This is a genomic window from Kribbella sp. NBC_00482, assembly GCF_036013725.1.
GTDB lineage: Bacteria > Actinomycetota > Actinomycetes > Propionibacteriales > Kribbellaceae > Kribbella.
Window position 1 is genome coordinate 5,340,604 of the sequence record NZ_CP107881.1, and the last position, 22,206, is coordinate 5,362,809.

At 68.4% G+C, this 22,206-nt stretch carries 22 protein-coding genes and 2 tRNA genes; 10 read left to right on the forward strand and 14 right to left on the reverse strand.

The genetic code is table 11. The features are described 5' to 3' along the window. Positions 1-15: 15 nt before the first annotated feature. The gene (locus OHB24_RS26115) at positions 16-1,251 is read left to right on the forward strand and encodes a deoxyguanosinetriphosphate triphosphohydrolase (RefSeq protein WP_327633474.1); all 1,236 of its coding nucleotides are present in this window, start codon (positions 16-18) and stop codon (positions 1,249-1,251) included. Here OHB24_RS26115 and OHB24_RS26120 read toward each other — a convergent pair. Beyond that, complete coding sequence (locus OHB24_RS26120) at positions 1,207-3,087, reverse strand: sialidase family protein (protein ID WP_327633475.1); 1,881 nt, start codon at positions 3,085-3,087, stop codon at positions 1,207-1,209. The two genes, OHB24_RS26115 and OHB24_RS26120, sit on opposite strands and share 45 nt — an antisense overlap. A 97-nt stretch (positions 3,088-3,184) precedes the next feature. On the opposite strand from OHB24_RS26120, the gene OHB24_RS26125 reads away from it, so the two are divergent. Next, a complete protein-coding gene (locus OHB24_RS26125; RefSeq protein ID WP_327633476.1) occupies positions 3,185-4,426 on the forward strand; it encodes an NAD(P)/FAD-dependent oxidoreductase in 1,242 nt (413 codons plus the stop codon). Here the strand turns inward: OHB24_RS26125 and OHB24_RS26130 are convergent. Continuing rightward, positions 4,423-5,265, reverse strand: coding sequence for a biopolymer transporter Tol (locus tag OHB24_RS26130; RefSeq protein ID WP_327633477.1), 843 nt, complete (start codon positions 5,263-5,265; stop codon positions 4,423-4,425). The genes OHB24_RS26125 and OHB24_RS26130 overlap by 4 nt on opposite strands. Before the next feature lie 40 nt (positions 5,266-5,305). Here OHB24_RS26130 and dnaG point away from each other — a divergent pair, with 40 nt between their 5' ends. Then, positions 5,306-7,222: a DNA primase gene (gene dnaG, locus OHB24_RS26135; protein ID WP_327633478.1), complete on the forward strand. Its 1,917-nt coding sequence runs from the start codon at positions 5,306-5,308 to the stop codon at positions 7,220-7,222. On the opposite strand, the gene OHB24_RS26140 is transcribed toward dnaG, so the two are convergent. Continuing rightward, a complete protein-coding gene (locus OHB24_RS26140) occupies positions 7,219-7,821 on the reverse strand; it encodes a TetR/AcrR family transcriptional regulator (RefSeq protein WP_327633479.1) in 603 nt (200 codons plus the stop codon). The genes dnaG and OHB24_RS26140 overlap by 4 nt on opposite strands. A gap of 91 nt (positions 7,822-7,912) precedes the next feature. On the opposite strand from OHB24_RS26140, the gene OHB24_RS26145 reads away from it, so the two are divergent. Continuing rightward, on the forward strand, positions 7,913-9,025 hold the full coding sequence (locus OHB24_RS26145; protein ID WP_327633480.1) for an FAD-dependent oxidoreductase: 1,113 nt from the start codon (positions 7,913-7,915) through the stop codon (positions 9,023-9,025). Here the strand turns inward: OHB24_RS26145 and OHB24_RS26150 are convergent. Beyond that, the gene (locus tag OHB24_RS26150; protein ID WP_327641105.1) at positions 9,009-10,019 is read right to left on the reverse strand and encodes a phosphotransferase; all 1,011 of its coding nucleotides are present in this window, start codon (positions 10,017-10,019) and stop codon (positions 9,009-9,011) included. The two genes, OHB24_RS26145 and OHB24_RS26150, sit on opposite strands and share 17 nt — an antisense overlap. Further along, positions 10,009-10,545 carry a mycothiol transferase gene (locus OHB24_RS26155; protein WP_327633482.1) on the reverse strand — a complete coding sequence of 179 codons (537 nt, stop codon included), beginning with the start codon at positions 10,543-10,545 and terminating at the stop codon, positions 10,009-10,011. The genes OHB24_RS26150 and OHB24_RS26155 overlap by 11 nt, the downstream gene beginning before the upstream one ends. Before the next feature lie 84 nt (positions 10,546-10,629). On the opposite strand from OHB24_RS26155, the gene OHB24_RS26160 reads away from it, so the two are divergent. The 4 genes from OHB24_RS26160 (at position 10,630) to OHB24_RS26175 (ending at position 14,650) form a co-directional block, all read left to right on the forward strand. Beyond that, positions 10,630-11,289: an RNA polymerase sigma factor gene (locus tag OHB24_RS26160; protein WP_327633483.1), complete on the forward strand. Its 660-nt coding sequence runs from the start codon at positions 10,630-10,632 to the stop codon at positions 11,287-11,289. Beyond that, on the forward strand, positions 11,286-12,425 hold the full coding sequence (locus OHB24_RS26165; RefSeq protein ID WP_327633484.1) for a CU044_5270 family protein: 1,140 nt from the start codon (positions 11,286-11,288) through the stop codon (positions 12,423-12,425). The genes OHB24_RS26160 and OHB24_RS26165 overlap by 4 nt, the downstream gene beginning before the upstream one ends. 110 nt (positions 12,426-12,535) lie before the next feature. After that, on the forward strand, positions 12,536-14,227 hold the full coding sequence (locus OHB24_RS26170) for a S8 family serine peptidase (RefSeq protein WP_327633487.1): 1,692 nt from the start codon (positions 12,536-12,538) through the stop codon (positions 14,225-14,227). Positions 14,228-14,374: 147 nt separating this feature from the next. After that, positions 14,375-14,650 carry a YggT family protein gene (locus OHB24_RS26175; RefSeq protein WP_327633489.1) on the forward strand — a complete coding sequence of 92 codons (276 nt, stop codon included), beginning with the start codon at positions 14,375-14,377 and terminating at the stop codon, positions 14,648-14,650. A gap of 4 nt (positions 14,651-14,654) precedes the next feature. On the opposite strand, the gene OHB24_RS26180 is transcribed toward OHB24_RS26175, so the two are convergent. The 4 genes from OHB24_RS26180 to OHB24_RS26195 form a co-directional block, all read right to left on the reverse strand. Next, positions 14,655-15,395 carry a hypothetical protein gene (locus OHB24_RS26180; protein ID WP_327633491.1) on the reverse strand — a complete coding sequence of 247 codons (741 nt, stop codon included), beginning with the start codon at positions 15,393-15,395 and terminating at the stop codon, positions 14,655-14,657. 65 nt (positions 15,396-15,460) lie between these two features. Then, positions 15,461-16,324 (reverse strand): transcriptional regulator, encoded by an 864-nt coding sequence (locus OHB24_RS26185; RefSeq protein WP_327633492.1) that lies wholly within the window; start codon positions 16,322-16,324, stop codon positions 15,461-15,463. Positions 16,325-16,645: 321 nt separating this feature from the next. After that, positions 16,646-17,584, reverse strand: coding sequence for an aldo/keto reductase (locus OHB24_RS26190; RefSeq protein WP_327633494.1), 939 nt, complete (start codon positions 17,582-17,584; stop codon positions 16,646-16,648). 108 nt (positions 17,585-17,692) lie between these two features. Then, positions 17,693-17,766, reverse strand: a tRNA-Ile gene (locus OHB24_RS26195). Between the two features lie 128 nt (positions 17,767-17,894). Here OHB24_RS26195 and OHB24_RS26200 point away from each other — a divergent pair. Then, positions 17,895-18,032 carry a hypothetical protein gene (locus tag OHB24_RS26200; protein WP_165546613.1) on the forward strand — a complete coding sequence of 46 codons (138 nt, stop codon included), beginning with the start codon at positions 17,895-17,897 and terminating at the stop codon, positions 18,030-18,032. Between the two features lie 75 nt (positions 18,033-18,107). Here the strand turns inward: OHB24_RS26200 and OHB24_RS26205 are convergent, their stop codons facing one another. From OHB24_RS26205 to OHB24_RS26225, 5 genes are all read right to left on the reverse strand, one after another. Continuing rightward, the gene (locus OHB24_RS26205; RefSeq protein WP_327633497.1) at positions 18,108-18,770 is read right to left on the reverse strand and encodes a hypothetical protein; all 663 of its coding nucleotides are present in this window, start codon (positions 18,768-18,770) and stop codon (positions 18,108-18,110) included. 103 nt (positions 18,771-18,873) lie between these two features. After that, entirely contained in the window at positions 18,874-19,449 is a 576-nt protein-coding gene (locus OHB24_RS26210) for a DUF4232 domain-containing protein (RefSeq protein ID WP_327633498.1), read from the reverse strand. Between the two features lie 83 nt (positions 19,450-19,532). Next, positions 19,533-19,605: transfer RNA gene (locus tag OHB24_RS26215), tRNA-Asn, on the reverse strand. Between the two features lie 94 nt (positions 19,606-19,699). Next, positions 19,700-20,239, reverse strand: a complete 540-nt coding sequence (locus tag OHB24_RS26220) for a hypothetical protein (protein WP_327633499.1) — start codon at positions 20,237-20,239, stop codon at positions 19,700-19,702. A 46-nt stretch (positions 20,240-20,285) separates the two neighbouring features. Next, on the reverse strand, positions 20,286-21,170 hold the full coding sequence (locus OHB24_RS26225; protein WP_327633500.1) for a sigma-70 family RNA polymerase sigma factor: 885 nt from the start codon (positions 21,168-21,170) through the stop codon (positions 20,286-20,288). Positions 21,171-21,336: 166 nt separating this feature from the next. Between OHB24_RS26225 and OHB24_RS26230 the strand changes: the two genes are divergently transcribed. Continuing rightward, entirely contained in the window at positions 21,337-22,206 is an 870-nt protein-coding gene (locus tag OHB24_RS26230) for an exodeoxyribonuclease III (protein WP_327633501.1), read from the forward strand.

The following is a 22,206-nucleotide window of genomic DNA, read 5'->3' on the forward strand; positions in this document are numbered from 1 at the left end:
CTACTGTGAGCGGTGATGAGGAAGCAGCATGAGTGGTACGACGAGCACGATGCCGAGCGGTGGGTTGCCGAGCCGGTCAAGCGACCGGGGCGGACTGCGTTCGCTCGTGATCGGGCGCGTGTGCTGCACAGTGCGGCGTTGCGGCGGCTGGCGGCCAAGACGCAGGTCGTGACCGCCGGCAGCGACGACTTCGTGCGGAACCGGTTGACGCACAGCCTCGAGGTCGCGCAGATCGGCCGCGAGCTGGCGGCGACGCTCGGCTGCGATCCGGACATCGTGGACGCGGCCTGCCTGGCGCACGATCTCGGGCATCCGCCGTTCGGCCACAACGGCGAGCGCGCCCTGGACCAGGTCGCCGCGGAGATCGGCGGCTTCGAGGGAAACGCGCAGACGTTGCGGCTGCTGACCAGGCTGGAGTCGAAGACGTTCGACGCCGAAGGGCGCAGCGTCGGCCTCAATCTGAGCCGGGCGACACTCGACGCTGCGACGAAGTACCCGTGGCCGCGCCGGCCGGACGAGCGCAAGTTCGGCGTGTACGACGACGATCTCGCGGTCTTCACGTGGTTGCGTCAGGGCGTGGGGGAGCGGCGCTGCCTCGAGGCGCAGGTGATGGACTTCGCCGACGACGTGGCGTACTCCGTGCACGATGTCGAGGACGGGATCGTCGCGCACCACATCGATCTCGCCGCGATCGACGCCGAGCCGGCGCCGTACTGGGAGACGGTCCGGCAGATGTATTTGCCGGAGGCAACCGATGCCGAGCTGGACGAGGGCTGGGCGCGGCTGCAGGCGCTGAACTACTGGCCGCGCGCCGCGTTCGACGACAGCAGGCAGGCACTCGGCGCACTCAAGGACGTCACCAGCCAGCTCATCGGCCGGTTCGCGACCGCCGCCGAGCAGACCACGCACGCCGTCTTCGGCCGGTCCCGCCTGATCCGGTACGAGGCAGACCTGGTCGTCCCGGACGGCATCCGCACCGAGATCGGGCTGCTGAAGGGCGTCGGCATGTTCCACGTCCTCAACTCACCCGAACGCCAGGCCCGCCGGGCCACCCAGCGCGAGCTTCTCACCGAACTCGTGGAAGCCCTGTGGAAAACGGCCCCGCGGCACCTGGACGTCCCGTTCCGGTCCGACTTCGCGGAGGCGACCGACGACGATGCCCGCCTCCGCGTCATCGTCGACCAGGTCGCCTCCCTCACGGACCCGTCAGCCCTGGCCTGGCACGCGCACCTTGTCGAAGGGCAGGTCTAGGCCCAGCCTGTTGGTGATCGGCTTGTTCTGCTCGCGGATCTGCTGAAGTTCGCCATCGGTGAGCGCTCTGCGATAGACGCGGACCTCGTCGAGCGCGCCCTGGAAGCGGTTGACGCCGTCGACGCGCTGGCCGACGTGGATACCCTGCACGCCGAACTCCTTGCCCGCCGTCACCGATCCGGCCGGCGCGGTCGCCGAGCCGACCTCGGCCCCGTCCACCATCAGCCGCAACGTCCCGCCGACCCGCTGCAGTACGACGTGATGCCACTCGTCGTCGTTGTACGCCGACGCCGACTGGACCGTCACGTTGAATCGATCGACCGACAGCAACGCGCGGATCCGTTTGCTCTCCGGCTCCGCCCGCAACCACGCCTGCGGCGTACTGCCGGAGCCGGTCCGGTACGCCCACAGGATCGCGTGCGTCCCGGTCGTCGCGCCGTACCTGATCCACGCCATCATCGTGAAGTCGTCGGCGCCGAGGTCGATCGACCGGTCGTACGGCACCTCGACGTAGTCGTCCACCCCGTCCAGTGCGAGCCCGTTCCCGAACTTGCCTGCGGCAACAGTCGCCCCGCCGCGCACGTACGCCGGATTGTGCGCCGGCCCCGTGTCAGGGGTCAGCGGTCCGGGTGCCGGCGGACCGGGGATCCCCGGCGGCGTCCCGTTCGGCGTCGACAGGTACGCCTCGTTGAACCGCGCCCAGCGGATCGACTCGTACGGGTTCGCGACGCCGGCCTCGTACAGCAAGCCGGCCTCGTCACCGTCCAGCCGGACCATGTCGGAGTACGCCGACGGACCCCAGTAGAAGACCTTCCCCTGCTGCCACGTGCCGAACGATCGCGCCTCGTCGTACGACGACCGCACGGTCATCACCTCGCGCGCGGCCGGATGCGCCGGCGCCGAGAACAGGATCCGGTTCCGCCGGTCACCCTCGTTGCGCGCGCTGAATCGCAGCAGCGAGCCCTGTACGTCGGGCATCACCAACTTCGGAATCGTCCGGAACGGCGCGTCGAAGCTGTCACCGCCGTCGCTGCTGATCGCGTACGCGCGGTTGCCCGGATCGGTGCCGCGTTCGCGGGCCAGTGCGTAGATCCTGCCGTCGGTCAGTTCCACCACGGTGACCTCCTGCGCGATCACCGAACCGTCGTCCCGCGAGGTCGTCGCGCCGATGTGCCAGGTCTCGCCGGCGTCGTCGGAGTACAGGAGGTGCGTGCCGTAGACGTGCGGACCGACCCCGTCGTACGTCTCGAAGCTGGCGCCGACGATCAGGCGGCCGGCGTGCGGGCCGTGTTCGAGCTGGATGCCGTGCATCGGGCCGGTCGCGTACCAGAAGTTCCAGCTCGGGAGCTTGGCGTCGGTCAGTTCGCGGGGCGCGGTCCAGGTCCCGCCGAAGTCGTCGCTGGTCTGGACGTACGGGTCGCGGTCGCAGCCGTTCGTGCACGGCTCCGGGCCGTTGTGCGTCGTGACGAGCACGATCCGTCCGGTCTTCCGGTCCACGATCGGCACCGGGTTGCCGTGCGTGCTGCCGTTGCCGTCCGAGACGACCTGCAGCGGGCCCCAGGTCTTGCCGCCGTCGATCGAGCGGCGCAGCACGATGTCGATGTCGCCGTCGTCACCGCAGTCCGCGACCCGGCCCTCGGCGAACGCCAGCACGTCGCCGTTCGTCGCGTGCACGACGGCCGGGATCCGGAAGCACGAGTACCCCTCGGTCTTCTGCTGGAACAGCACGCTGTCGTCCACGAACGGCGCTGTGCCGGCGCGGGCCGGCGGCGCCGTGAGGGTTGTGAACACCAATAGGGCGGCGGCCGCGAGACGGCCTGGTGCGAGAACGCGCATGGCTCTCCAAGAAGGTCATAGGACGTATGATGTCCTCCGACAAAGTAGTCATCCGCGTCGTCGGCGACAAGGGGTCGGGGAGGACTATCGTTCGGTCATGGCAGACGCAGAGCAGATCGTGATCGTCGGTGCGAGTCTCGCGGGAGCGACCGCGGCCGAGGCCCTTCGGAAGGACGGCTGGAGCGGCGGCATCGTCCTGATCGGCAGTGAGCAGTCACTGCCGTACGAGCGACCTCCGCTGTCGAAGGGTGTGTTGCTCGGCAAGGAACAGACCGAGTCCGCGCAGCTGCACGACCAGCAGTGGTACGACGACAACAACATCGACCTGCGCCTCGGTGCCACGGTCACCGCGATCGATCCGTCCGCGCACACGGTCACGCTCGACGACGGCTCGCAGGTGTCGTACGCGAAGCTCCTGATCGCGACGGGCAGCCGCGTCCGCAAGCTCGACGTACCGGGTGCGGATCTGCCGGGCGTGCACTACCTGCGGACGGCCGAGGAGGCGCAGTCGCTGACGGACGCGTATGCCGCGAAACCGCGCGTCGTCGTGGTGGGTGCTGGGTGGATCGGGCTCGAGGCGGCGTCGGCTGCTCGCGAGCGCGGGTGCGAGGTGACGGTCGTCGAGCCGCAGTCCACCGCCCTGGCCGCCGTACTCGGTGAAGAGATCGGTGAGCTGTTCGCCGAGTTCCACCGGCAGCACGGGGTGCAGTTCCGGTTCGGGACCGGGGTGGAAGGGTTCGAGGGGACGGACAAGGTCACCGGAGTCCGCGTGAACGGCGGTGAGGTGATTCCGGCGGACCTGGTGGTGGTCGGGGTCGGCGTACAGCCGAACACCGAGCTGGCCGAGGCGGCCGGCATCGAGGTCGCGACACCGGAGAACGGTTCGGGCATCGTCGCCGGAGCGGACCTGCAGAGCTCGGTCGCGGACGTGTACGCCGCCGGTGACGTGGTCCGCTGGGACCACCCGCTGTTCGGGAGGTTCGTCCGGGTCGAGCACTGGCAGAACGCGAAGGACACCGGCGCCGCAGCCGCGAAGGCGATGCTGGGGCAGGACGTGGCGCACGACGCGATCCCGTTCTTCTTCACCGACCAGTTCGACCTCGGCATGGAGTACGCCGGGGACGTCCCGCGCGGAACGTCGTACCAGGTCGTCCTGCGCGGCGACCCGAAGTCCGGCGCCTACGTGGCGTTCTGGCTCGACGACGACCACCACGTCCTGGCCGGCCTGCACGTCAACACCTGGGGCGCCATCGACGCAGTTCAGAGCCTTATCCGCTCCGGCAAAGAGGTCGACCCGGCCCGCCTGGCCGACACGTCGGTGGACCTCGCGGAGGTCTAGAGCGGGTACGTGACGTAGGCGAAGGACGCGCTGTCCGGCGACCAGCTCGGCACGTTCATCGTGCCCTGGCCGCCGAACAGCGTGGTGAGTTCGCGGATCTCGCCGTCCTTCGCCAGCAGCCGGAGCCGGACGTCCTCGATGTCGGCCGGATGTCCTTCGGTGCCGGGCGGGAAACTGACGTACGCGATCGCCGAACCGTCCGGCGCGGGGTGCGGGAACCAGTTGACCCGCTCGTCGTCCGTCAACTGCTCGACCTCACTGCCCTTGATGCGGAACAGCTGTGCCTGGCCGGCGCGCTCCGAGTTGAAGTAGAGCCACTCGCCGTCCGGGCCGTACTCCGACCCGTCGTCGGCGAACTCGTCGTCGGTCACCTGGACGTCGGCGCCGCCCGCGGTCGGGATCGTCCACACGTTGGTGATTCGCTGCTCGCCGACCCACTCCAGCCCGATGTAGGCGAGCGTCGTACCGTCCGGCGAAACTCCGTGCAGGTAGTGGTGGAAGCCTGGTCCGCGATCGTTCGTCACCCGGCGTCCGGGTCCGCCTTCGATCTGTACGGCGTACACGTGGCCGTCGTTCGCCGACACGTACACCGTCTGCCCGTCCGGGCTCACCACATGGTCGTTGTTGATCGCCGGTACGCCGCCTAGCTCGATCTCCTCGAGTTTGTCCGTCACCCGGAACAGCAGCCCGTTGCCGTTGACAACCAGCGTGCCGTCGGGGAGCCAGTTCGGGGCCTCGAACAGGACCTCGTCCGAGGTGAACACCAGCCGGTGGGTATTGGTCGCGACGTCGACGACGTACAGCTCGGACCGCTGACCTGGGCGAAGAGTACGTGGCATACCCGCAAACCTACGTGATCCGCCCGGCTAGACTCGCGGGGTGGCAGGCCGGATCAAGGAAGAGGACATCGCGCTCGTGCGCGAGCGAGCCCGGATCGACGACGTCGTCGGCTCGTACGTGACCTTGAAGAACGCCGGCGGGGGCAACCTGAAGGGCCTCTGCCCGTTCCATGACGAGAAGTCGCCGTCGTTCAACGTCACCCCGTCCCGCGGATTCTTCTACTGCTTCGGCTGCCAAGAGGGCGGCGACGTCATCGACTTCATCCAGAAGGTCGACCAGATCACCTTCTCCGAGGCGGTCGAGACGCTGGCCGCGAAGGTCGGAATCCAGCTGCGGTACGAGGACTCCGGAGCGCCGGTGCAGCGCGGCCCGGGCAACCAGCGGCCGCGGCTCGTCGAGGCGCACAAGGTCGCGGCCGAGTTCTTCGTCGACAACCTGTTCGGCGCGGCCGAGGCGTCGATCGGGCGGCAGTTCCTGGACAAGCGCGGGTTCGACAAGGACGCCGCGGTGCAGTTCGGGGTCGGGTTCTCGCCGCGCGGCGGCGAGGCGCTCACCGCCCACCTCCGCGGTCGCGGCTTCACGAACGCCGAGCTGGTCGCGTCCGGCCTGGTCGCCGACGGGCAGCGCGGGCTGTACGACCGGTTCCGCGGCCGGCTGATGTGGCCGATCCGGGACGCGTCGTCCGACGTGATCGGGTTCGGCGCGCGCCGGCTGTTCGACGACGACCGGATCGAAGCGAAGTACCTGAACACCCCCGAGACGCCGATCTACAAGAAGTCCAAGGTCCTGTACGGCGTGGACCTCGCCCGCCGGGAGATCGCGAAGGGCCGGCAGGCCGTGGTCGTCGAGGGCTACACCGACGTGATGGCCTGTCATCTCGCGGGCGTGCAGACCGCGGTCGCCACCTGCGGTACGGCGTTCGGCGACGACCACGCGCGGGTGCTGCGGCAGCTGCTGCTCGACCACGACCAGTTCCGCGGCGAGGTGATCTTCACCTTCGACGGCGACGAGGCGGGTCAGCGGGCGGCGCTGAAGGCGTTCGCGGGGGACCAGGCATTCGCCGCGCAGACGTACGTCGCGGTCGAGCCGGACGGGCTGGACCCGTGCGACCTGCGGCTGCAGAAGGGGGATGCCGCGGTCCGGGAGCTGATCGGGCGGCGCGTCCCGCTGTACCGGTTCGTGCTGGGGAACGTGCTGTCGAAGTACGACCTGGACCGGGCCGACACCCGGATCGACGCGCTGCGGGACGCGGCGCGGCTGGTGATCAGCATCCGTGACCGGTCGAAGGTGGACGCCTTCACGCGCGAGCTCGCCGGGCATCTCGGGATGGACGAGGACCAGGTCCGCTCCGAGGTCTACAAGGCGGCGTCGCGGCAGTCTTCGACTTCGGGACCGGCACACGTCAAACAGCAGGCGCAGACCGCGCACGCGGTTGGGACCGTCGAGCCCGCCCGACCTCGGGTGGATATCCCGTCGCCGCGCGACCAACGGTTCGTGATCGAGTGGGACGTCCTGAAGGTCGCCATGCAGCATCCGGCGCTGGTCGGGGTCGCCTTCGACGAGCTCGACGACCACGACTTCACGCATCCGTGGCTGGGCGCGATCCGGGTCGCGATGGCGAAAATCGGCGGGCCGGCCGCCGCGCCACCCGGTGAGGCGTGGGTGGTCGCCGTACGCGATGCCATCGGGAACGACCCGGCCGCCGCGGTGGTCGGTGCGCTGGCCGTGGATCCGCTGCGGTTGGGCCGGGATCCCGACGAGCCGTATGCGCTCGCGTTGCTGGCGCGGCTGCAGGAGTTGACCTGCGCGCGCCGCATCCAGGACCTGAAGTCGAAGCTGCAGCGGACGAACCCGATCGAGCGCGCGGACGAGTACAACCGGATGTTCGGCGAACTCATCGCGCTCGAGGCCTACAAGTCCGAACTCCGTAACCGCGCCATCTCCGGGGCGATCTAGCTCTTCTTCAGGTGTGAGACGAGCTTCGCCGTCTGGTCGGCGTACTCGGCGGCGAACTCCTCGCCGTCGACGTCCAGGCCGAGCGCCATGGCGATCTGCGGGAACACCACCGGCGCGGCGGCGAGGCCGAACAGCGCGAGCGCGGCGTGCCGCGGATCCAGATCGGGCGCGAGCTCACCGTCGGCCTGCCGGCGCTTGAAGTCCTCGACCATCGCCCGGAACCGGGCGCGCTGACCCTCCTGATCCAGCTTGCTGGTGTCCCGATCGACCGCCTCGCGCACGAGCAGCCGGAGCAGGTCCGGCTGCGCGATCGTGGCACTCGCATACGCCCCGACCACCTCGCCGAGAGACTCCGCGTCCGCCGCGAGGTCCGGCTCGCCGGCCCGCCAGCGCTCGGCGACCGCACGGTACAGACCCTCCTTGCCACCGAAGTAGTACGAGATCAGTTGCTTGTTGACGCCTGCTCGGGCGGCGATCTCGCTCACCCGCGCACCGCTGAACCCGTGCGCGCCGAACTCGACCACGGCCGCGTCCAGCAACTGCTGCTTGCTGCGCTCGGGGTCGCGTTGCCGCTGCTCAGGCTCCGGTGATCTCCGCACGAAAATCATCCTAGCGGACTTCCATCCGGCGTGCTAACTTAATCAACCAGACGGATGACAAAGTTTGCTCAGTGGATGATTGGAGTCGGGGATGAAGGTCGCGATCATGGGTGCCGGGATCGGTGGACTGGCGCTGACGCAGGGGTTGCTCGAGGCGGGCGTCGACGTCGCGGTGTTCGAGCGCGACCCCTCCCCGCAGTACCGCAAGCAGGGCTACCGGATCCACATCAGCCCGGTCGGCGAGGAGGCGCTGGCCGCGATGCTGCCGGACGCGGTGCGCCGTCGGGTGATCGCCACGGCGACGCGGCCCGGTGACCTGCTCGCAGGCTTCGACGCCCAGCTGAACCAGCAGTTCGAGCAGGTGTTTCCGGTGACCGGGCCGGACGCGGTGACCTCGGTGGATCGGTATGCGTTTCGTCGTGCGTTGATGTCCGGGCTCGACGACGTGCTGCAGTTCGGCAAGCAGTTCACGTCGTACGTCGAGACGCCCGACGGCGTCGAGATCGCCTTCGCGGACGGGACTTCCGCGGTCGCCGACGTACTGGTCGGTGCGGATGGTGTCGGCTCGCGGGTGCGCGGTCAGTTGGTGCCGGAGCTCGACGTGCTGGACATCGGGGTGCGCTGCATCTACGGGAAGGTGCCGGTAACGCGGCCTGTCCAGGAGGCCGCGCCGGAAGCCTTTCTTCGCGGGTTCTGCTTCGTGAGCGACGGATCCGGTCTTGGCGCGGCGTTCGCGCCGGTGCTGTTCCGGGAGCCGCCGGCGGAGTACGGCGACTATCTGATGGCGGTGATGACCGGGACGAACGCGGCGCTCGGTGCGTCGGACGAGGAGCTCTTCGCGATGAGCCCGGCCGAGCTGTGGGCGATCGTGGAGCGGTCCGTGGCCGACTGGCATCCGACGGTCCGCGAGCTGGTCGATGCGGGGGAGGCCGGCGCGGCGTTCCCTATCACGTTGCGGACCTGCATCACGGTTCCGTCGTGGTCCTCGTCGCGCGTGACCTTGCTCGGCGACGCGGTGCACCCGATGACCCCGGCCGCGGGCGCCGGCGCCAACACCGCCCTCTGGGACGCCGCGCGCCTGACCCGCGCGCTGACCTCGGACAAGGACCTCGTGGCGTACCAGCAGGAGGTGATCGCCAACTCCCAGCCGATCGTGACCGAGTCCCTGCACAACGCCCAGCGCATGTTCAAGGTCTCGGTATGAGGCGCTCCCGCAACCTTTCCTGCACGTCGGGCAGCCGCTCGAGCATCACGAGCGCGGTCTCGTGACGTGCCCGGGCGTAGAGCTCGAGAGACGGGGTGACGGCGCCTGGATCCTCGAGCGGTTCGGCCAGCGGGTACGTCGAGGTGAGCGTGTAGGCGCAGCCCGTGGCGACCGAGGAGACGAGGTCGTCGACGTGCGCCGCGGGATGCTCGTCGCGATAGGCGACCAGCAGTTCGGCGAGCCCGTCGATCCAGTCGTCGCCGAGCATCAGGGTTCGAGGGTCGCAGCCGATCCGGGCGATCTCCCATGCGATGAATCGCGGGCTCGGCGGCTGGAAGTCGATCACGGCGGCGACCTCGTCGCCGCAGAGGATCAGGTTCGGAGAGGCGAGATCACCATGAACGATCTGCACCGTCAGGTCCGGCAGCTCCGCGAGGATCGCGCCGGCCCGATCGAGCAGTCCCCGCCGCTCCTTGGCCGCCTCCCAGGCCCACTGCTCGAACGGGCTGAGGCGCGCGCGGCTCGCGTACCCGTCGATCACCCGGTCGAAGGATCGCGGCGCCTTGCCGACATCGCGCACGCCGACAGCCGGTTGCCTCGTCGGCATCGCCGCGGGATGTTCCGCCAGGCGTCGATGCAGCCTGCCCAGCACGGTGCCGACCGCCTGCCAGCGAGCACCGGTGAGCCCGCCCTCGGCCGTCTCACCGTCGACGAACTCCCACAACGACATCGGCACCCGTTCGCAGATCAGGTCGCCGTCGAGAGTTCGCCGTACGGCCGGCACCGGGACGTCGCCGTCGCGGGCGAACTCGGTCAGTTCGATCGCCGCGCGTTCGCGTTCGAGGTCGCCACGGTAGATCTTGGCGAACCATCGCTGGCCGGTCTCGTCGACGATGCGGTAGTTGATGGTGTTGGTGCCGGCGTGGATCCGGTGCAGTTCCGCAGCGTGGACGCCGTACGAATCCCGCAGGGCGTCCGTGAGGTCAGTCAGGATCGTTTCCCGTCACGCCGTCGACGGCCTCGCGCAGGACATCGGCATGGCCGGTGTGCTTGAGGTACTCCTCGAGCAGGTCGATCGCGATGCGCCGGCGGTTCGAGGTCCAGGCCGGATCCGGGTCCTCGATCAACGCGTCCAGGCCGCCGTTCGCGCTCAGTTGTTGCCAGGCGGCGCGGGAGCGCGCGGCAGCGGCGTACCAGAGTGCGTAAAGGTCGTCCGGGTCGTCGGAGACTGCGGATTCCCAGCCCCAGCGGTCGTTCTCGACCCAACTGCGCGTGTCCCACGGCGGAGCGAGCGGCTGCTTGGCCGCCCGCCCGGTGAAACCGTCCTCCACGAACGCCATGTGCTTGATCAGCCCCGCCAGTGTCATCGTCGACGGTGGATGCGTCTGCCGAAGCTGCTCGGCGGTGAGCCCGCCGGTCTTCCACGCGAATTGCTGCCGCACCCGGTCCAAGGCGAACTGCAACGTCTCCACCTCGTCACCCCGTGGGCAATGGTCGATCGGCAGATCCTTCCAGTCCATGACCACCCCTTCGTCGACGCTGATCGTGTGAGGCAGTCCAGCATGCCGTACCCGACGGACCAAGCTGCGTGCCAGACTCCGGCGATGGGGCGGGAACCGAAGGCGGCCGTGCGGGCAATAGCAGGTATGCAAACAGGTACGCAGCCTGCCGCTTCCGTGGACCCGCCCGGTGGGCCGGAGCCGCCGACCGACGCCGAGCTGATCAGCGGAGCGGGCCGGGAGGAGTTCGCCCTGCTGTTCGACCGGTACGCGGTGAAGATCCACCGGTACGTCGCCCGCCGCCTCGGCACCGCCGACGCCGACGACCTCCTCAGCCAGACCTTCCTGATCGCCTACGAACGCCGCGACCGCTACACCGCCGCCGACCCCGTCGATGGGGCTCTTCCTTGGCTGTACGGCATCGCGACCAACCTGATCCACCGACGACGCCGTTCCGAGGTACGCCAGTACCGCGCGTATGCACGCTCCGAACCTGCCGGACGCCATACGCACGACGATCCGCTGGCGAGCGAGGTCGCGTCCCGCGTGGACGCCGAGGCTGCCCAACGAACCCTGGCCCGAGCCCTGGCCGCTCTCCGCCAAGCGGAGCGCGACGTCCTGCTCCTCTACGCCTGGGAAGACCTCGGGTACGCCGAAATCGCGGCCGCCCTGGACATCCCGATCGGCACCGTCCGCTCGCGCCTCCACCGAGCCCGCAAATCCGTCCGCGCCACCCTCGGCCCAGCCTTCGAGGAGCAACTATGACCGACCTCGACCTACTCAAGGACTTCCGCGAAGACACGCCCGCCCCGACCCCCGAAGCCCTCACCGGCGCCCGTCAACAACTCCTGACCCCACTCGCCGAGCGCCCGCACAACGCGCTCCGCCCGCTCCGCCTCGGGACGACCAGCCCGGCGGCTGCCCCAGGCGCGGCGCGGGAGCGGACACGCTCTCTCGTTCGGCGTCCGCGGCTGCTCCTGGCCGGCGCGATGGCGCTCGTCCTGGCAGGTGGCTTGCTGGTCGCGGACGTGGTGACACGGGACGGCGCAACACCGGCCGGGACCGTAGCCAACGCCAGCACGTTCCTCGCGGAGGCTGCCACTGCAAGCAGTGCCGATCCGGACGACCCGATCCCACCGGGGCAGTACCTGGAGATCAGTTACCGCACGACCCGGTTGACCCCACTCGGTGACAACCCGAGCCTGCGCGCCACGCAGTACGGCGAACGAACCACCTGGATCGCATCCGACCGCAAACCGCCGTACGTCACCACGATGAGCTTCATGACGCGCGCCGAGTTCGCGAGCCCCGAAGCACGTGAACTCGCAAAGACCAAGGCGCCGTACCTCTTCCACCCGATGAAGCCGGGTGTCCTGCTCAACTCCTGCCCGACCGTCGGAACCGAAACCGGCGTTCTCGTCCGTGGCGCCAAGCCGTGCGAGCCGAGCTGGGAGAACACGACGTACGTGTTCCTCGCAGCCCAACCGCGCGACCCGGACCTGCTGCTCGCCGCGCTCCGCAAGAACCCTTCGGTGCCGGCGCCCGACGCAGTGGCCTGGCGGCGTATCGGATCCGTCCTCAGCACCGGCCTCGTACCGCCCGATCTGCGGGCCGCCCTGTATGAAGCCGCCCGCAAGATCCCGGGGATCAAGCTCCTCGACGAGGTCGTCACCGTCGACGGACGTCGGGCCCGGGTGATCGGCCATGACGGCGGCGGGTACCGCGACGACCTCCTGATCGCCGAGTCCGGCGGTCAGTTCCTCGGCCGCCGGATCGTCGTGACGAAGGACGGCCCACCCGATATCAACGGCGACCCCGAACCCTCCCTGCAACGCGGCGACGTCCTCTACTCCGCGATCGCCACGACGCGCATCACGTCGACTCCGCCACCCAGCAAGTAACGCCGGCCCTGCCTGCTGGCGGAACTGACAACGTCGTCCCCTTCTCGGCTGCGGTGCTCCGACTTACTGTGAGGCCCGTCACAACATTCTTCAGGGGAGGGGATCCACCAATGAGGGACGTCCGGAGAAGTCTGATGGCGGTGACCGGGGCTATCGCCCTGGTCGCCGCCACGCTCGCGGCACCGGTCACAGCCGGTGCAGGGGATACGAGCGTTGCCGGGGGAGACACCGAGTATCTGGTCCTGCTCGAAGCGGGCGCGGACCGTAACCAGGCCATCGCGGCAGTCAAGGCCGCCGGTGGTGAAGTGGTCAAGGAGAACGCGAACCTTGGCACGCTGACCGTGCGCGCAGCCGCGTCCGGCTTCGTCAGCCGCGTGTCCGCGTCGAACGCGGTCGAGGGCGCGGCCCGCAGCCGGCCGATCGGCACCGTTCCGCAGCAGAAGCCGCGCACCGTCGAGGCTGAGAACGGCGGAACCAGCAAGGCTGCGGCGGGCAAGAAGACAGTCGGGATGGACCCGCTCGACGCGCAACTGTGGGGTCTGAAGATGGTTCGCTCCGATCTGGCGCGGACGGTCCAGCCGGGCAAGAAGTCCGTCAAGGTCGGCGTACTCGACTCAGGGATCGATGCCCGCAACCCGGACATCGCGCCGAACTTCGACTGGAAGCTGTCCCGCAACTTCGCGCCGGACATCCCGGAGATCGACGGTGTCTGCGAGTTCCGCGGCTGTGTCGACCCGGTCGGCTGGGACGACAGCGGTCACGGCACCCACGTGGCCGGCACGATCGGTGCCGCGGCCAACGGCGTCGGCGTCTCCGGTGTCGCGCCGAACGTGACGCTGGTGGAGATTCGCGGTGGCCAGGACAGCGGCTACCTGTTCCTCGGCCCGGTCACGGACGCACTGACGTACGCCGGTGATGTCGGACTCGATGTCGTCAACATGTCCTTCTATGTCGACCCGTGGCTGTACAACTGCACCGCCAACCCGGCCGACAGCCCCGAGGCGCAGGCAGAGCAGCGCACCATCATCCGCGCGATGAACCGGGCGTTGAACTACGCGCACAACCACGGCGTCACGCTCGTCGGCTCGCTCGGCAACAACCACGAGGATCTCGGCAAGCCGCGGACCGACATCAGCAGCCCTGACTTCCCGGCGAACACGGCGTACCCCCGGGTGATCGACAACGCGACCTGTGTCGACCTGCCGGTCGAGGGCCCGCACGTGATCGGTGTGTCCGCGCTCGGTCCGTCGACGACGAAGGCCGACTACTCCAACTACGGCCTCGAGCAGATCGAGGTCTCCGCACCCGGCGGCTGGTTCCGCGACTACTTCGGGACGCCGCAGCACCGGACGAACGAGAACCTGATCCTGTCGACGTACCCGGTCAACACGCTGCAGGTCGGCGGACTGGTCGACGCGGCCGGCAACATCACGCCCGCAGGCGTCACGGCCGGGGCGCAGAAGCAGTGCCCCGCCGGTGTCACTGACTACACCAAGTGCGGGTACTACTACGTGCTCCAAGGTACGTCGATGGCGTCACCGCATGCCACCGGCGTGGCCGCGCTGATCGTCAGCCAGTTCGGTAAGAAGAGCCACGGCGACTTCGGGATGGACCCGGACAAGGTCGGCCGCGTCCTCATGAACACAGCGCAGCCGCGGGCCTGCCCGACCCCGCCACTGCAGACCTACATCAACGAAGGCCGCTCAGAAGAGTTCAACGCCCTCTGTGAGGGAACGCGAAACTTCAACGGCTTCTACGGCCACGGCATCGTCGACGCCTACGCCGCCGTAACCCGCCACTAACCCACCGATCGGGGTGCCGCTCAACCCGAGCGGCACCCCACCACCCTGATAGTCCGCTAAGAAGACGGCGATTGGGACATTCCTCCGCGGCCTGCACCGTTGATACTGGCAAGACGGTCAGTGTTGCGATTCACGGAGGAGTTGGTCATGGGCCTCATCGGAGCTCTGATCGGGTACATCCTGACGGCGTACATCCTGGTGTTGATCGCACGGATGGTCCTGGACTGGACAGGTGTCGTGGCGAACGGCCCCCAGTGGGCAACGCGAGCCCGCACCCTGACTCACGCCTGGACAGAGCCGGTCATCAGCCGAGTACGACGGGTCCTACCGCCGGTCCGCCTCGGCGGCCTGGCCCTCGACCTGGCCTTCACCGCAGTCTTCATCGCCGCCCTGATCCTGCGCTCGATCGCCTTCAGCCTGTAGCGGCTTAGCTGCCCGGCGGCAGTTCCTTGAAGATGTCTTGCCAGCCCTGGAGCGCGGCGTGTACCTGCGGGCCGGCCTTGTAGGCGACCCAGATGCACGAGAGTGTCCTCGTCACCTTCTTCAGAAACCCAGACTTGCTCGCCTCGGGGGCGTTGGACAGCGAGATGGTGATCTGACCGAGCAGCCGCTCCGTGGCTTGCTTGACGGCCCCCGGGCCGCCGATGCGGACATGGTCCATGGCCCAGAGGATGTCGTGCAGCCGCGCGTTGATCGCAGACCGCAGTTCTTGAGGCAGAGAGTCCTCGCCGGCGAGGCCCTCGAGAAGATGACTCACTGCCGCTTTGAGTTCGGCTACGCGTTCGGTGTCGGGGAGAACGCCTTCGGGTGCGCAGGTCGAGAGGTATGCGGACAGGCCGCCGAGGACTGTGAGCGCGTTCGGGTCCACGGCGCCCGGCCCGGGGCTAGGAGTCTGCCGCGGATGGTGCTCACTCATGATCGGGACGGCCCACTGCCGCCCGAAGGCGTCGAAGAGCGCGATCTGTTCGGCCGCTCCGCACTGGACGACGAGGCGATGAATCTCGGGGATGAGCGCAGCGACCTCGGCGAGCGCTACCGGCACCTGCCGTTCGGGCACACCGAGGACCGTCGCCCAGGTGGCGTGCATGGTCGAGTCGATGTGCGCGGCGGCGCGGTAGTCGGTCAGGAGAGTGTGTAACCGGCCTGCGGGGTTGTTCGCGTCGCCCATGGCGTCCTTGGATCCTCTACGGGTCTTCGTCTTGCTGGTTCCGTGCGCGGTGTGGCTTGGTGGTGTTACCAACCTGGGCCGAAGTGGACTCGCTTTGTGGGCAGGGCTTCGGGCTGTGCGTTCAGTGGTGTGCCACCGCGGCTGCCGTCGAGCACACCGTCGTCGAACCACGGTTCGCCAACGGTGGCCTGATGAGGTCCCCGATGGAATCTGGGCAGCCTGCAGTGTTGTCCGATCGAAGGGTTGTCGGCTGCGCACGCCGCGGCTCGATCGGGCTCGGGCGGTCGTCGCAGGGGCGAGATCCGGGCAAGGCATTGCGCCAGCGCCATCTGCTCCGCCTGCGTTGTGTCGAGCGCGACGGCGAGCTGGTGCAGCCGCGCGGCAGTCGGCTTTCGTTGGCCGGCGTACCAGCCGTGCAATGTCGATCGCGAGACGCCGCTGAGTTCCTCGAGCCGGCGGAGAGATCCAGAGCCTTGCCGCGTGCGGAGTGCCGTGAGCACTCGTCCTAGTTGCTCGAGGGTGACTACCTGCTGGATCTGCAGCAGCATCGCATCGGGTTCCCGGAGTGCTGCCGTCCGGACATCCCACTCTCGCTGGATCTCTGCCCAGGTGCGCCGGCCGGGCGCGTGCACACTGCCTGGCGTCGGCCACGATTGGGTGTCGCTGGCGGTCTTCCACAGTCTCAGCCAACGCCTGAGCTGATCACCGCCGACGCCGCACGCGTTCAGGATCGCCTGCACCAACTTCCAGTTCGGGAACCGGGTTCCCGTGAGGGACCGCGCGATGTGCGGATGCGAGTAGTTGCTGGCCTCCGCGATCTGGCGAACCGTCTTCCCGGCCCGTTTGCGCACGGATCTCAGCAGGTACGCGAACTCATGCCGGTAGTACTCGACCTGCCATTCGTCCGAACCGAACTCGGGAGCTGCCACGGGTCATCCTCCGGTGCATCTGCAAATGCACGTGCATATGCACGACGTTGGCCTAGACCATACTCGCTCGGCACAACGGAAATCCAGGCCCTGCCCGAGATGGCACCAGCTGGTGCCATCGCACCAACAAAAGGCCCTCTGACCTGGGGAAACGCACAGAGAAGCGTCCCGCAGGCGTCCGACACGGAGTGGATGGTCGAATCGGCGGTCACGCAGCTACCGGAACCGCGAAAGCAAGAGCCCGGGTCAGCCTGTCAAGGCTGACCCGGGCTAATACAGACACAAGCAGGACGGGCGTGATTCGAATCCGCGCGTCCTCGCCTATGCGCCGTTCAGCGCCGCCAATTCATCCTCGGTGAGGATGGTGGACGCGCCTTCCACGGCCTGCTCGACCTGTTCGACGCTGCTGGCTCCGACGATCGGGGTCAGCGCCGGGCTCCCGGACGCCAGCCACGCGAGCACCACCTGGCCCGGTCGGAGTCCTCGCGCAGTGGCGATGCGGGTCAGCGCCGCCAGCCGTCGTTCGGTGCCGGGGTGGCGGTACTCGGTCTCGAGCGGACGGTCGTTGCGGTCGTATCGGCCCTGGAGTGTGGCGGTATAGACCCAGCCCTCGAACGACGGGTTGCGCTGCAGGAAGTCGAGGCCGTCCGGTGACAGCATTCCCAGCGGGATCGGCTGGCCCTCCACGGCCATGCCGCCGGCGGGCTGAAGGTAGGAGTAGCGCTCCTGGTAGGCGTCTGGTTGCGGCTGGCCGCCGCGTTCGGCGGTGGCCCGGATCCGCTCGAGCAGCCAGGACGGGTGGTTCGACACGCCCCAGCGAGCGGTCAGGCCGTCACGGACCAGACCGCCGAACGTCTCGACCAGGTCCTCCAGCGGAACGGTCGGGTCTTCGACGTGCGCCCAGTACAGGTCCACACCATCCACGCCCAGCCGCTCCAAGCTCTGCGCCATCGCTCCGCGTACGACGTCCTTGCCCAGCCCTTCGAGGTGGTCGGGGAACCCGCCGACCCGCGTGGGCTGGGCGCCGACCTTGGTACTGAGGCGGACGCGGACCCCGGGATTGGACGCCAGCCAGCGGCCCAGCAGCGCCTCGCTCTGACCGCCGAAGCCGGTCTCGGAGGTCCAGAAGCTGTAGTTGTCTGAGGTATCGATGAAGGCCCCGCCCAGTTCGGCGTACCGGTCGAGGATCGAGAAGGCGGTGCGTTCGTCCACCGTGGTGCCGAAGTACATCGCCCCGAGAGCCATCGTGGGTGTATTCATCACACCAGCCTCGTCGCTGGACCGCACTCCAGGTCAAGCCGCACTGTCCGGCCGGCAAGAGCCCGAGCCAACCTGTGAAGGATGACCCGGGCTCACACAGACGCACAGTAGGGCGGGCGGGACTCGAACCCGCGGCCCAGGGATTATGAGTCCCCTGCTCTAACCAGCTGAGCTACCGCCCCGTGTGCGGCAGATCGTATCTGGTGGGTGGGGGTGTGGTGTGAAACCAGGGGTGGGTCAGGGGTTTGACTGAGGGGTGGTTACCGCCGACCGGGCATGATGGAGGCTAGTCCGGACGAAGGGAACCCCGATGGGCTGGTTCATTTTCCTGGTGATCGTGGTGGGCGCGATCGCGGCGTACAAGTACCGCGTGCCGCTGCTCGCGAAGATCCTCGGTCAGCCTCAGCAACGTATCCAGCGAGCGATCGACCGGAAGAAGGGGAAGTAGTCACTTCCTCCTGAAGCACGAAGAGACCCTGACCGCAGGATGCGGTCAGGGCCTCCTTGACGAGCTGGTAGCTGGTCAGCCGACCAGGACCGCTACGACGGACGCGGAGGCGGCGATCTCGCCGCTTCCGGCGGCGCTCGCGTCGTCGTTGTAGCCGAAGGCGAAGACCTCGACCGTGGTCGCCTTGTCGACGGTCACGACCTTGACCGTCGAGCCGGTCAGTTCACGGTCCTTCGCGGGGGAGATCTCGGCGCCGAGGATGGTGCCGTAGTCGGTGCCGAACGCGGTCTCCGAGGCGCCGACGCGGAGCGCGAGCTGCGGCCGGGTGCCGGGTGCGCCGGCGGTGGTACGGGCGAAGAACGCGGTCGAGTTCAGCAGCCAGGTGCCGGGCTCGAGCTTGAACGCGCCGACCTTGGTCTTGTTGGTCTTGAACGACCCGCCGATCTTGTCGATGGTCACGGCCTTGAAGTCGGCCGACACCCCGGACTTGCCGTACACGTCCGTGTTCTTGAGGAACGCTGCGCGATCGCCCGGCACGAGCTTGCTCGCCGGGATGCTGTTGTCGACGACCTGCGACGCTGCGACGGAGCGCGCGCAGAGCGGGTACGACAGGGTTTTGCAGTCCGGTCGTACGGCGCCGTTCGCCGCGACCGTGACACCGACCAGTACGCCGGCCCCCAGTACGGCGGCCACCAGCAGCCGGCCGCCCTTGGTGTTGAAAACCTTCTTGATGTTCACAGGGTTCCTTCCCCTCCATCCCCGAGGCCCCCCTCGGGATACTGCAGAGGAAGCTAGCCCAGTTGGCGGTCTAGGCCAATAGGCGAAATGGATTCGCTGCGAATCATGTCGGGAATTTGATGCACCAAGCGGTCAGTGTGACCTTGGCCGTCGTGCCGAGGTCGGTGTCGACGGGCCAGATTGCCGGGCGCTCTCCTTGGCGGCGTGCGACGGCGAGGTAGGTGCCGGAGGCCTTGTCCTCGGCAACTTCCACGGTGTTGGACCAGGAGACGGCGGCGAGCGCCGATTCCCCTTTACGTAGGCGGATCTGGGTCGGGCCCGGGTCTCTTGCCATGTACGACGTGCCGTGCGTGATCGTCACGTTCATAGTTCGTCGGCGAGCGTTGAGTACGGCAACGTCCGGGTATCCGTTGACGGTGATCGGGGCGGTCCGGCAGTTCGTCAGCTTCAGTACGACGGCCCGATGTCCGAGTGCCGGTTCAACGGGACCGACGGTGATCATCACGCCCGATGGCGGACAAGTCGGCGGGGGCGGAGTAGGCGTGGGCGCGACAGTCGGCGTACTCGCTCTCGACGACGTCGGCCCTCCGCCAACTGCCTCGGAGCCTGCGGCCTCGGTTCCGCATCCCGCCAGCAACAGGAGCCCACCGACCAGCCCCACCCACCCCCGGTAACTCATTCCCCGAACCTACCCGGACAGTGGTCGAGTGGCCCGGGAAATGCAGAAGCCGGGCTCCTGTGGAGGCCCGGCTGAATGTGTTGCTCCCGCGACTGGACTCGAACCAGTAACCTGCCGGTTAACAGCCGGCTGCTCTGCCAATTGAGCTACGCGGGATCGTGGTGGTGCTCAAGCCCTCGATCCCCGAGGACCTGAGTAGGTTAGCAGGCGGGCGGCGAACTACAAAAACGGGATTCGGGCCGCTGCCGGGTCAGATTCCGAACTCGTCGCGCACCTGTCGGAGCGCCGCCTCGGCCGCGTCCACGACCCCGGGCTGGGTGGGCTCCAAGCCCTTGTCCAGAACGAAGTTCCAGGTGACGGCGGCGTCGGTGGCGGACGGGTTGCGGCGGCCGACGATGCGTACGCCGCGCTTGCCGGACAGCGGGACATGGCGCTGTACGACGATGCTCGCGTCGACGCGCTCACGGAGGAGCTGGCCGAAGCGGCCCGGGTCCTCGACCTTGAGCTCGGTGGCGCGCAGCGGGGTGCCGAAGTCGGTGGTCTCGTAAACGTGCAGGACCGACGCCTCGGAGTCCCAGTTGGCGCGCTCGATCTTCTCCCACCCGACCCGGCGATCGGCGTCCGCGGCGTCCGACGGCAGGTAGACGGCCGCGCGCGTGCCGGCGACCCAGCGGCCGTTGGTCAACTCGACGGCGGCGAGGACGTCTTCCTTGCTCCCGGTCGATTGACGGGCGGCGGCCGACACGGCGTCACCCAGCTCGCGCGGCCAGGGATTACGCAGAAGTCTCACACCGCCATCATCCCAGCCACCCCAAGAAGTAGTGCAGGGCGGGCGGTCAGGCGACGTAGTCGCGGAGTTGGGGCAGTGCGCGGCGGCGGAGTTGCCGTAGGGCTTCTCGTTCCAGGGCGCGGACCTTTGCCGTGTTCAGACCCAGTTGCATCGCGATCTCCTCAGGGGTGGAAGGGATATGGCCGTGGAGGCCATACCGGCGGTGGAGCACGGACTGGTGCAGGTCGTCGAGGAACTGGAGGTGATGGGCAAGGTCCCGGCGCAGCGCGGCTCGCAGGACGATCGGGTCGTCGTCGATCACCGGCTCGGTGTCCTCGACATCGAGCGTCTCGGGCTGCATCCGCCACGCCTGCGCCCGCTCGATCCGCGCGATGCTCAGCCCGGTCGCCCGCGCGAGTTCTGGCGTACCGGGCTCACGTCCCAGCTCCTGGGTCAGGTCGTGGCGCGCCGACGCCACCCGGGACGCGTCGGCGTACGCCTGGGCCGGCATCCGGACCAGGCGGCTGCGGTCCGAGATCGCGCGCCCGATCGACTGCCGGATCCACCAGATCGCGTACGTCGAGAACCGGTGCCCGAGCCGGTGGTCGAATCGCTCGACCGCCCGCATCAGCCCGATGTTGCCCTCCTGAATCAAGTCGAGTAGCGAAATGCCCTTCCCGCCGTACCGCCGGGCGAGGGACACGACCAGTCGCAGGTTGCCCTCGATCATCCGCTGCCACGAGTCCTGCCCGAGCGCGACCACCTTCCGCAGATCGGCCGGATCGTGCCGCCCCGGATCACCGGTCAGCCGCTCCGCCGCCAGCACGCCGGCCTCGATCCAGTACGAGTGCTCGTTCACCTCCTCCAAGGTCAGTAGTTCGTGCTGCCCGATGTTGCGCAGATACGCCACCAGCGCGGTGATGTCCGCCGGTTCACAGTCGAGATCTCCCATTCCGGCCCCTTCGCCGCCAATCTCCTTGCCAAAGAGAGTGCCGCGAATCGACGCCCGCAGGACCGGTGACTTCAAGTATGTGGATAACTACAGGAAGTGAATACCCTCGTCTGGCGGGCGCCTGAGCCCAGCTGAAATGGTCCGTGGCTGGCGCTACCTTGGTCGGATGCGAGTCGCCACGTGGAATGTGAACTCGGTCAAGCAGCGGATGCCGCGGCTGCTGGACTGGCTGGACGAGCGGCAGCCGGACGTCGTCTGCCTGCAGGAGACGAAGCTCGCGGACGACGCGTTCACCAAGCTGCTCGGTGACGAGCTGACCGGCCGCGGCTACGAGATCGGCCTGTACGGCGAACCGCAGTGGAACGGGGTCGCGCTGCTGTCCAAGGTCGGACTCGAGGACGTGGTGACCGGAGTCGCCGGCGCGCCCGGGTTCCCGAATCCCGAGGCCCGCGCGGTGGCCGCGACCTGCGGCGGCGTCCGGATCCACTCGCTGTACGTGCCGAACGGTCGCGAGCCCGACTCCGACCACTACCACTACAAACTCGCCTGGCTGGCGGCGCTGACCGAGGTCGTAGCGAACGGACCGGTCGATCAGATCGTCTGTGGTGACATGAACATCGCCCCGACCGACGCCGACGTCTTCGACCCCGTGGCGTACGTCGGCCAGACGCATGTGACCCCGCCCGAGCGGCAGGCGCTCGCGGAACTGATGGCCGCGAAGGACCTGCACGACGTCGTCCGCGACCGCTGGCCGGACAACCGCATCTTCAGCTACTGGGACTACCGCGCCGGCATGTTCCACCAGGACCTCGGCATGCGGATCGACCTGATGCTCGCCACCGTCTCGGTCGCCGAGCGGGTCAAGGCGGCGTGGATCGATCGCAAGGCCCGCAAGGGCACCGGCCCGAGCGACCACGCCCCGGTGATCATCGACCTCGACACCGCACCGGACGGCGACATCGGTCCGGTCGTACCACCGCCGTCCGCGCCGCGGGCCGGCCGGAAGAAGACCACCAAGCTCCCGCAGAGTCGCTGA

Coding starts and splice junctions, on each gene's coding strand:
- OHB24_RS26145 (WP_327633480.1), top strand. CDS start 7,913: ATGAAGGTCGCGATCATGGGTGCCGGGATCGGTGGACTGGCGCTGACG.
- OHB24_RS26210 (WP_327633498.1), bottom strand. CDS start 19,449: ATGAGTTACCGGGGGTGGGTGGGGCTGGTCGGTGGGCTCCTGTTGCTG.
- OHB24_RS26125 (WP_327633476.1), top strand. CDS start 3,185: ATGGCAGACGCAGAGCAGATCGTGATCGTCGGTGCGAGTCTCGCGGGA.
- OHB24_RS26190 (WP_327633494.1), bottom strand. CDS start 17,584: ATGAATACACCCACGATGGCTCTCGGGGCGATGTACTTCGGCACCACG.
- OHB24_RS26155 (WP_327633482.1), bottom strand. CDS start 10,545: ATGGACTGGAAGGATCTGCCGATCGACCATTGCCCACGGGGTGACGAG.
- OHB24_RS26225 (WP_327633500.1), bottom strand. CDS start 21,170: ATGGGAGATCTCGACTGTGAACCGGCGGACATCACCGCGCTGGTGGCG.
- OHB24_RS26170 (WP_327633487.1), top strand. CDS start 12,536: ATGAGGGACGTCCGGAGAAGTCTGATGGCGGTGACCGGGGCTATCGCC.
- OHB24_RS26130 (WP_327633477.1), bottom strand. CDS start 5,265: ATGCCACGTACTCTTCGCCCAGGTCAGCGGTCCGAGCTGTACGTCGTC.
- OHB24_RS26165 (WP_327633484.1), top strand. CDS start 11,286: ATGACCGACCTCGACCTACTCAAGGACTTCCGCGAAGACACGCCCGCC.
- OHB24_RS26115 (WP_327633474.1), top strand. CDS start 16: ATGAGGAAGCAGCATGAGTGGTACGACGAGCACGATGCCGAGCGGTGG.
- OHB24_RS26180 (WP_327633491.1), bottom strand. CDS start 15,395: ATGGGCGACGCGAACAACCCCGCAGGCCGGTTACACACTCTCCTGACC.
- OHB24_RS26175 (WP_327633489.1), top strand. CDS start 14,375: ATGGGCCTCATCGGAGCTCTGATCGGGTACATCCTGACGGCGTACATC.
- OHB24_RS26120 (WP_327633475.1), bottom strand. CDS start 3,087: ATGCGCGTTCTCGCACCAGGCCGTCTCGCGGCCGCCGCCCTATTGGTG.
- OHB24_RS26200 (WP_165546613.1), top strand. CDS start 17,895: ATGGGCTGGTTCATTTTCCTGGTGATCGTGGTGGGCGCGATCGCGGCG.
- OHB24_RS26230 (WP_327633501.1), top strand. CDS start 21,337: ATGCGAGTCGCCACGTGGAATGTGAACTCGGTCAAGCAGCGGATGCCG.
- OHB24_RS26160 (WP_327633483.1), top strand. CDS start 10,630: ATGGGGCGGGAACCGAAGGCGGCCGTGCGGGCAATAGCAGGTATGCAA.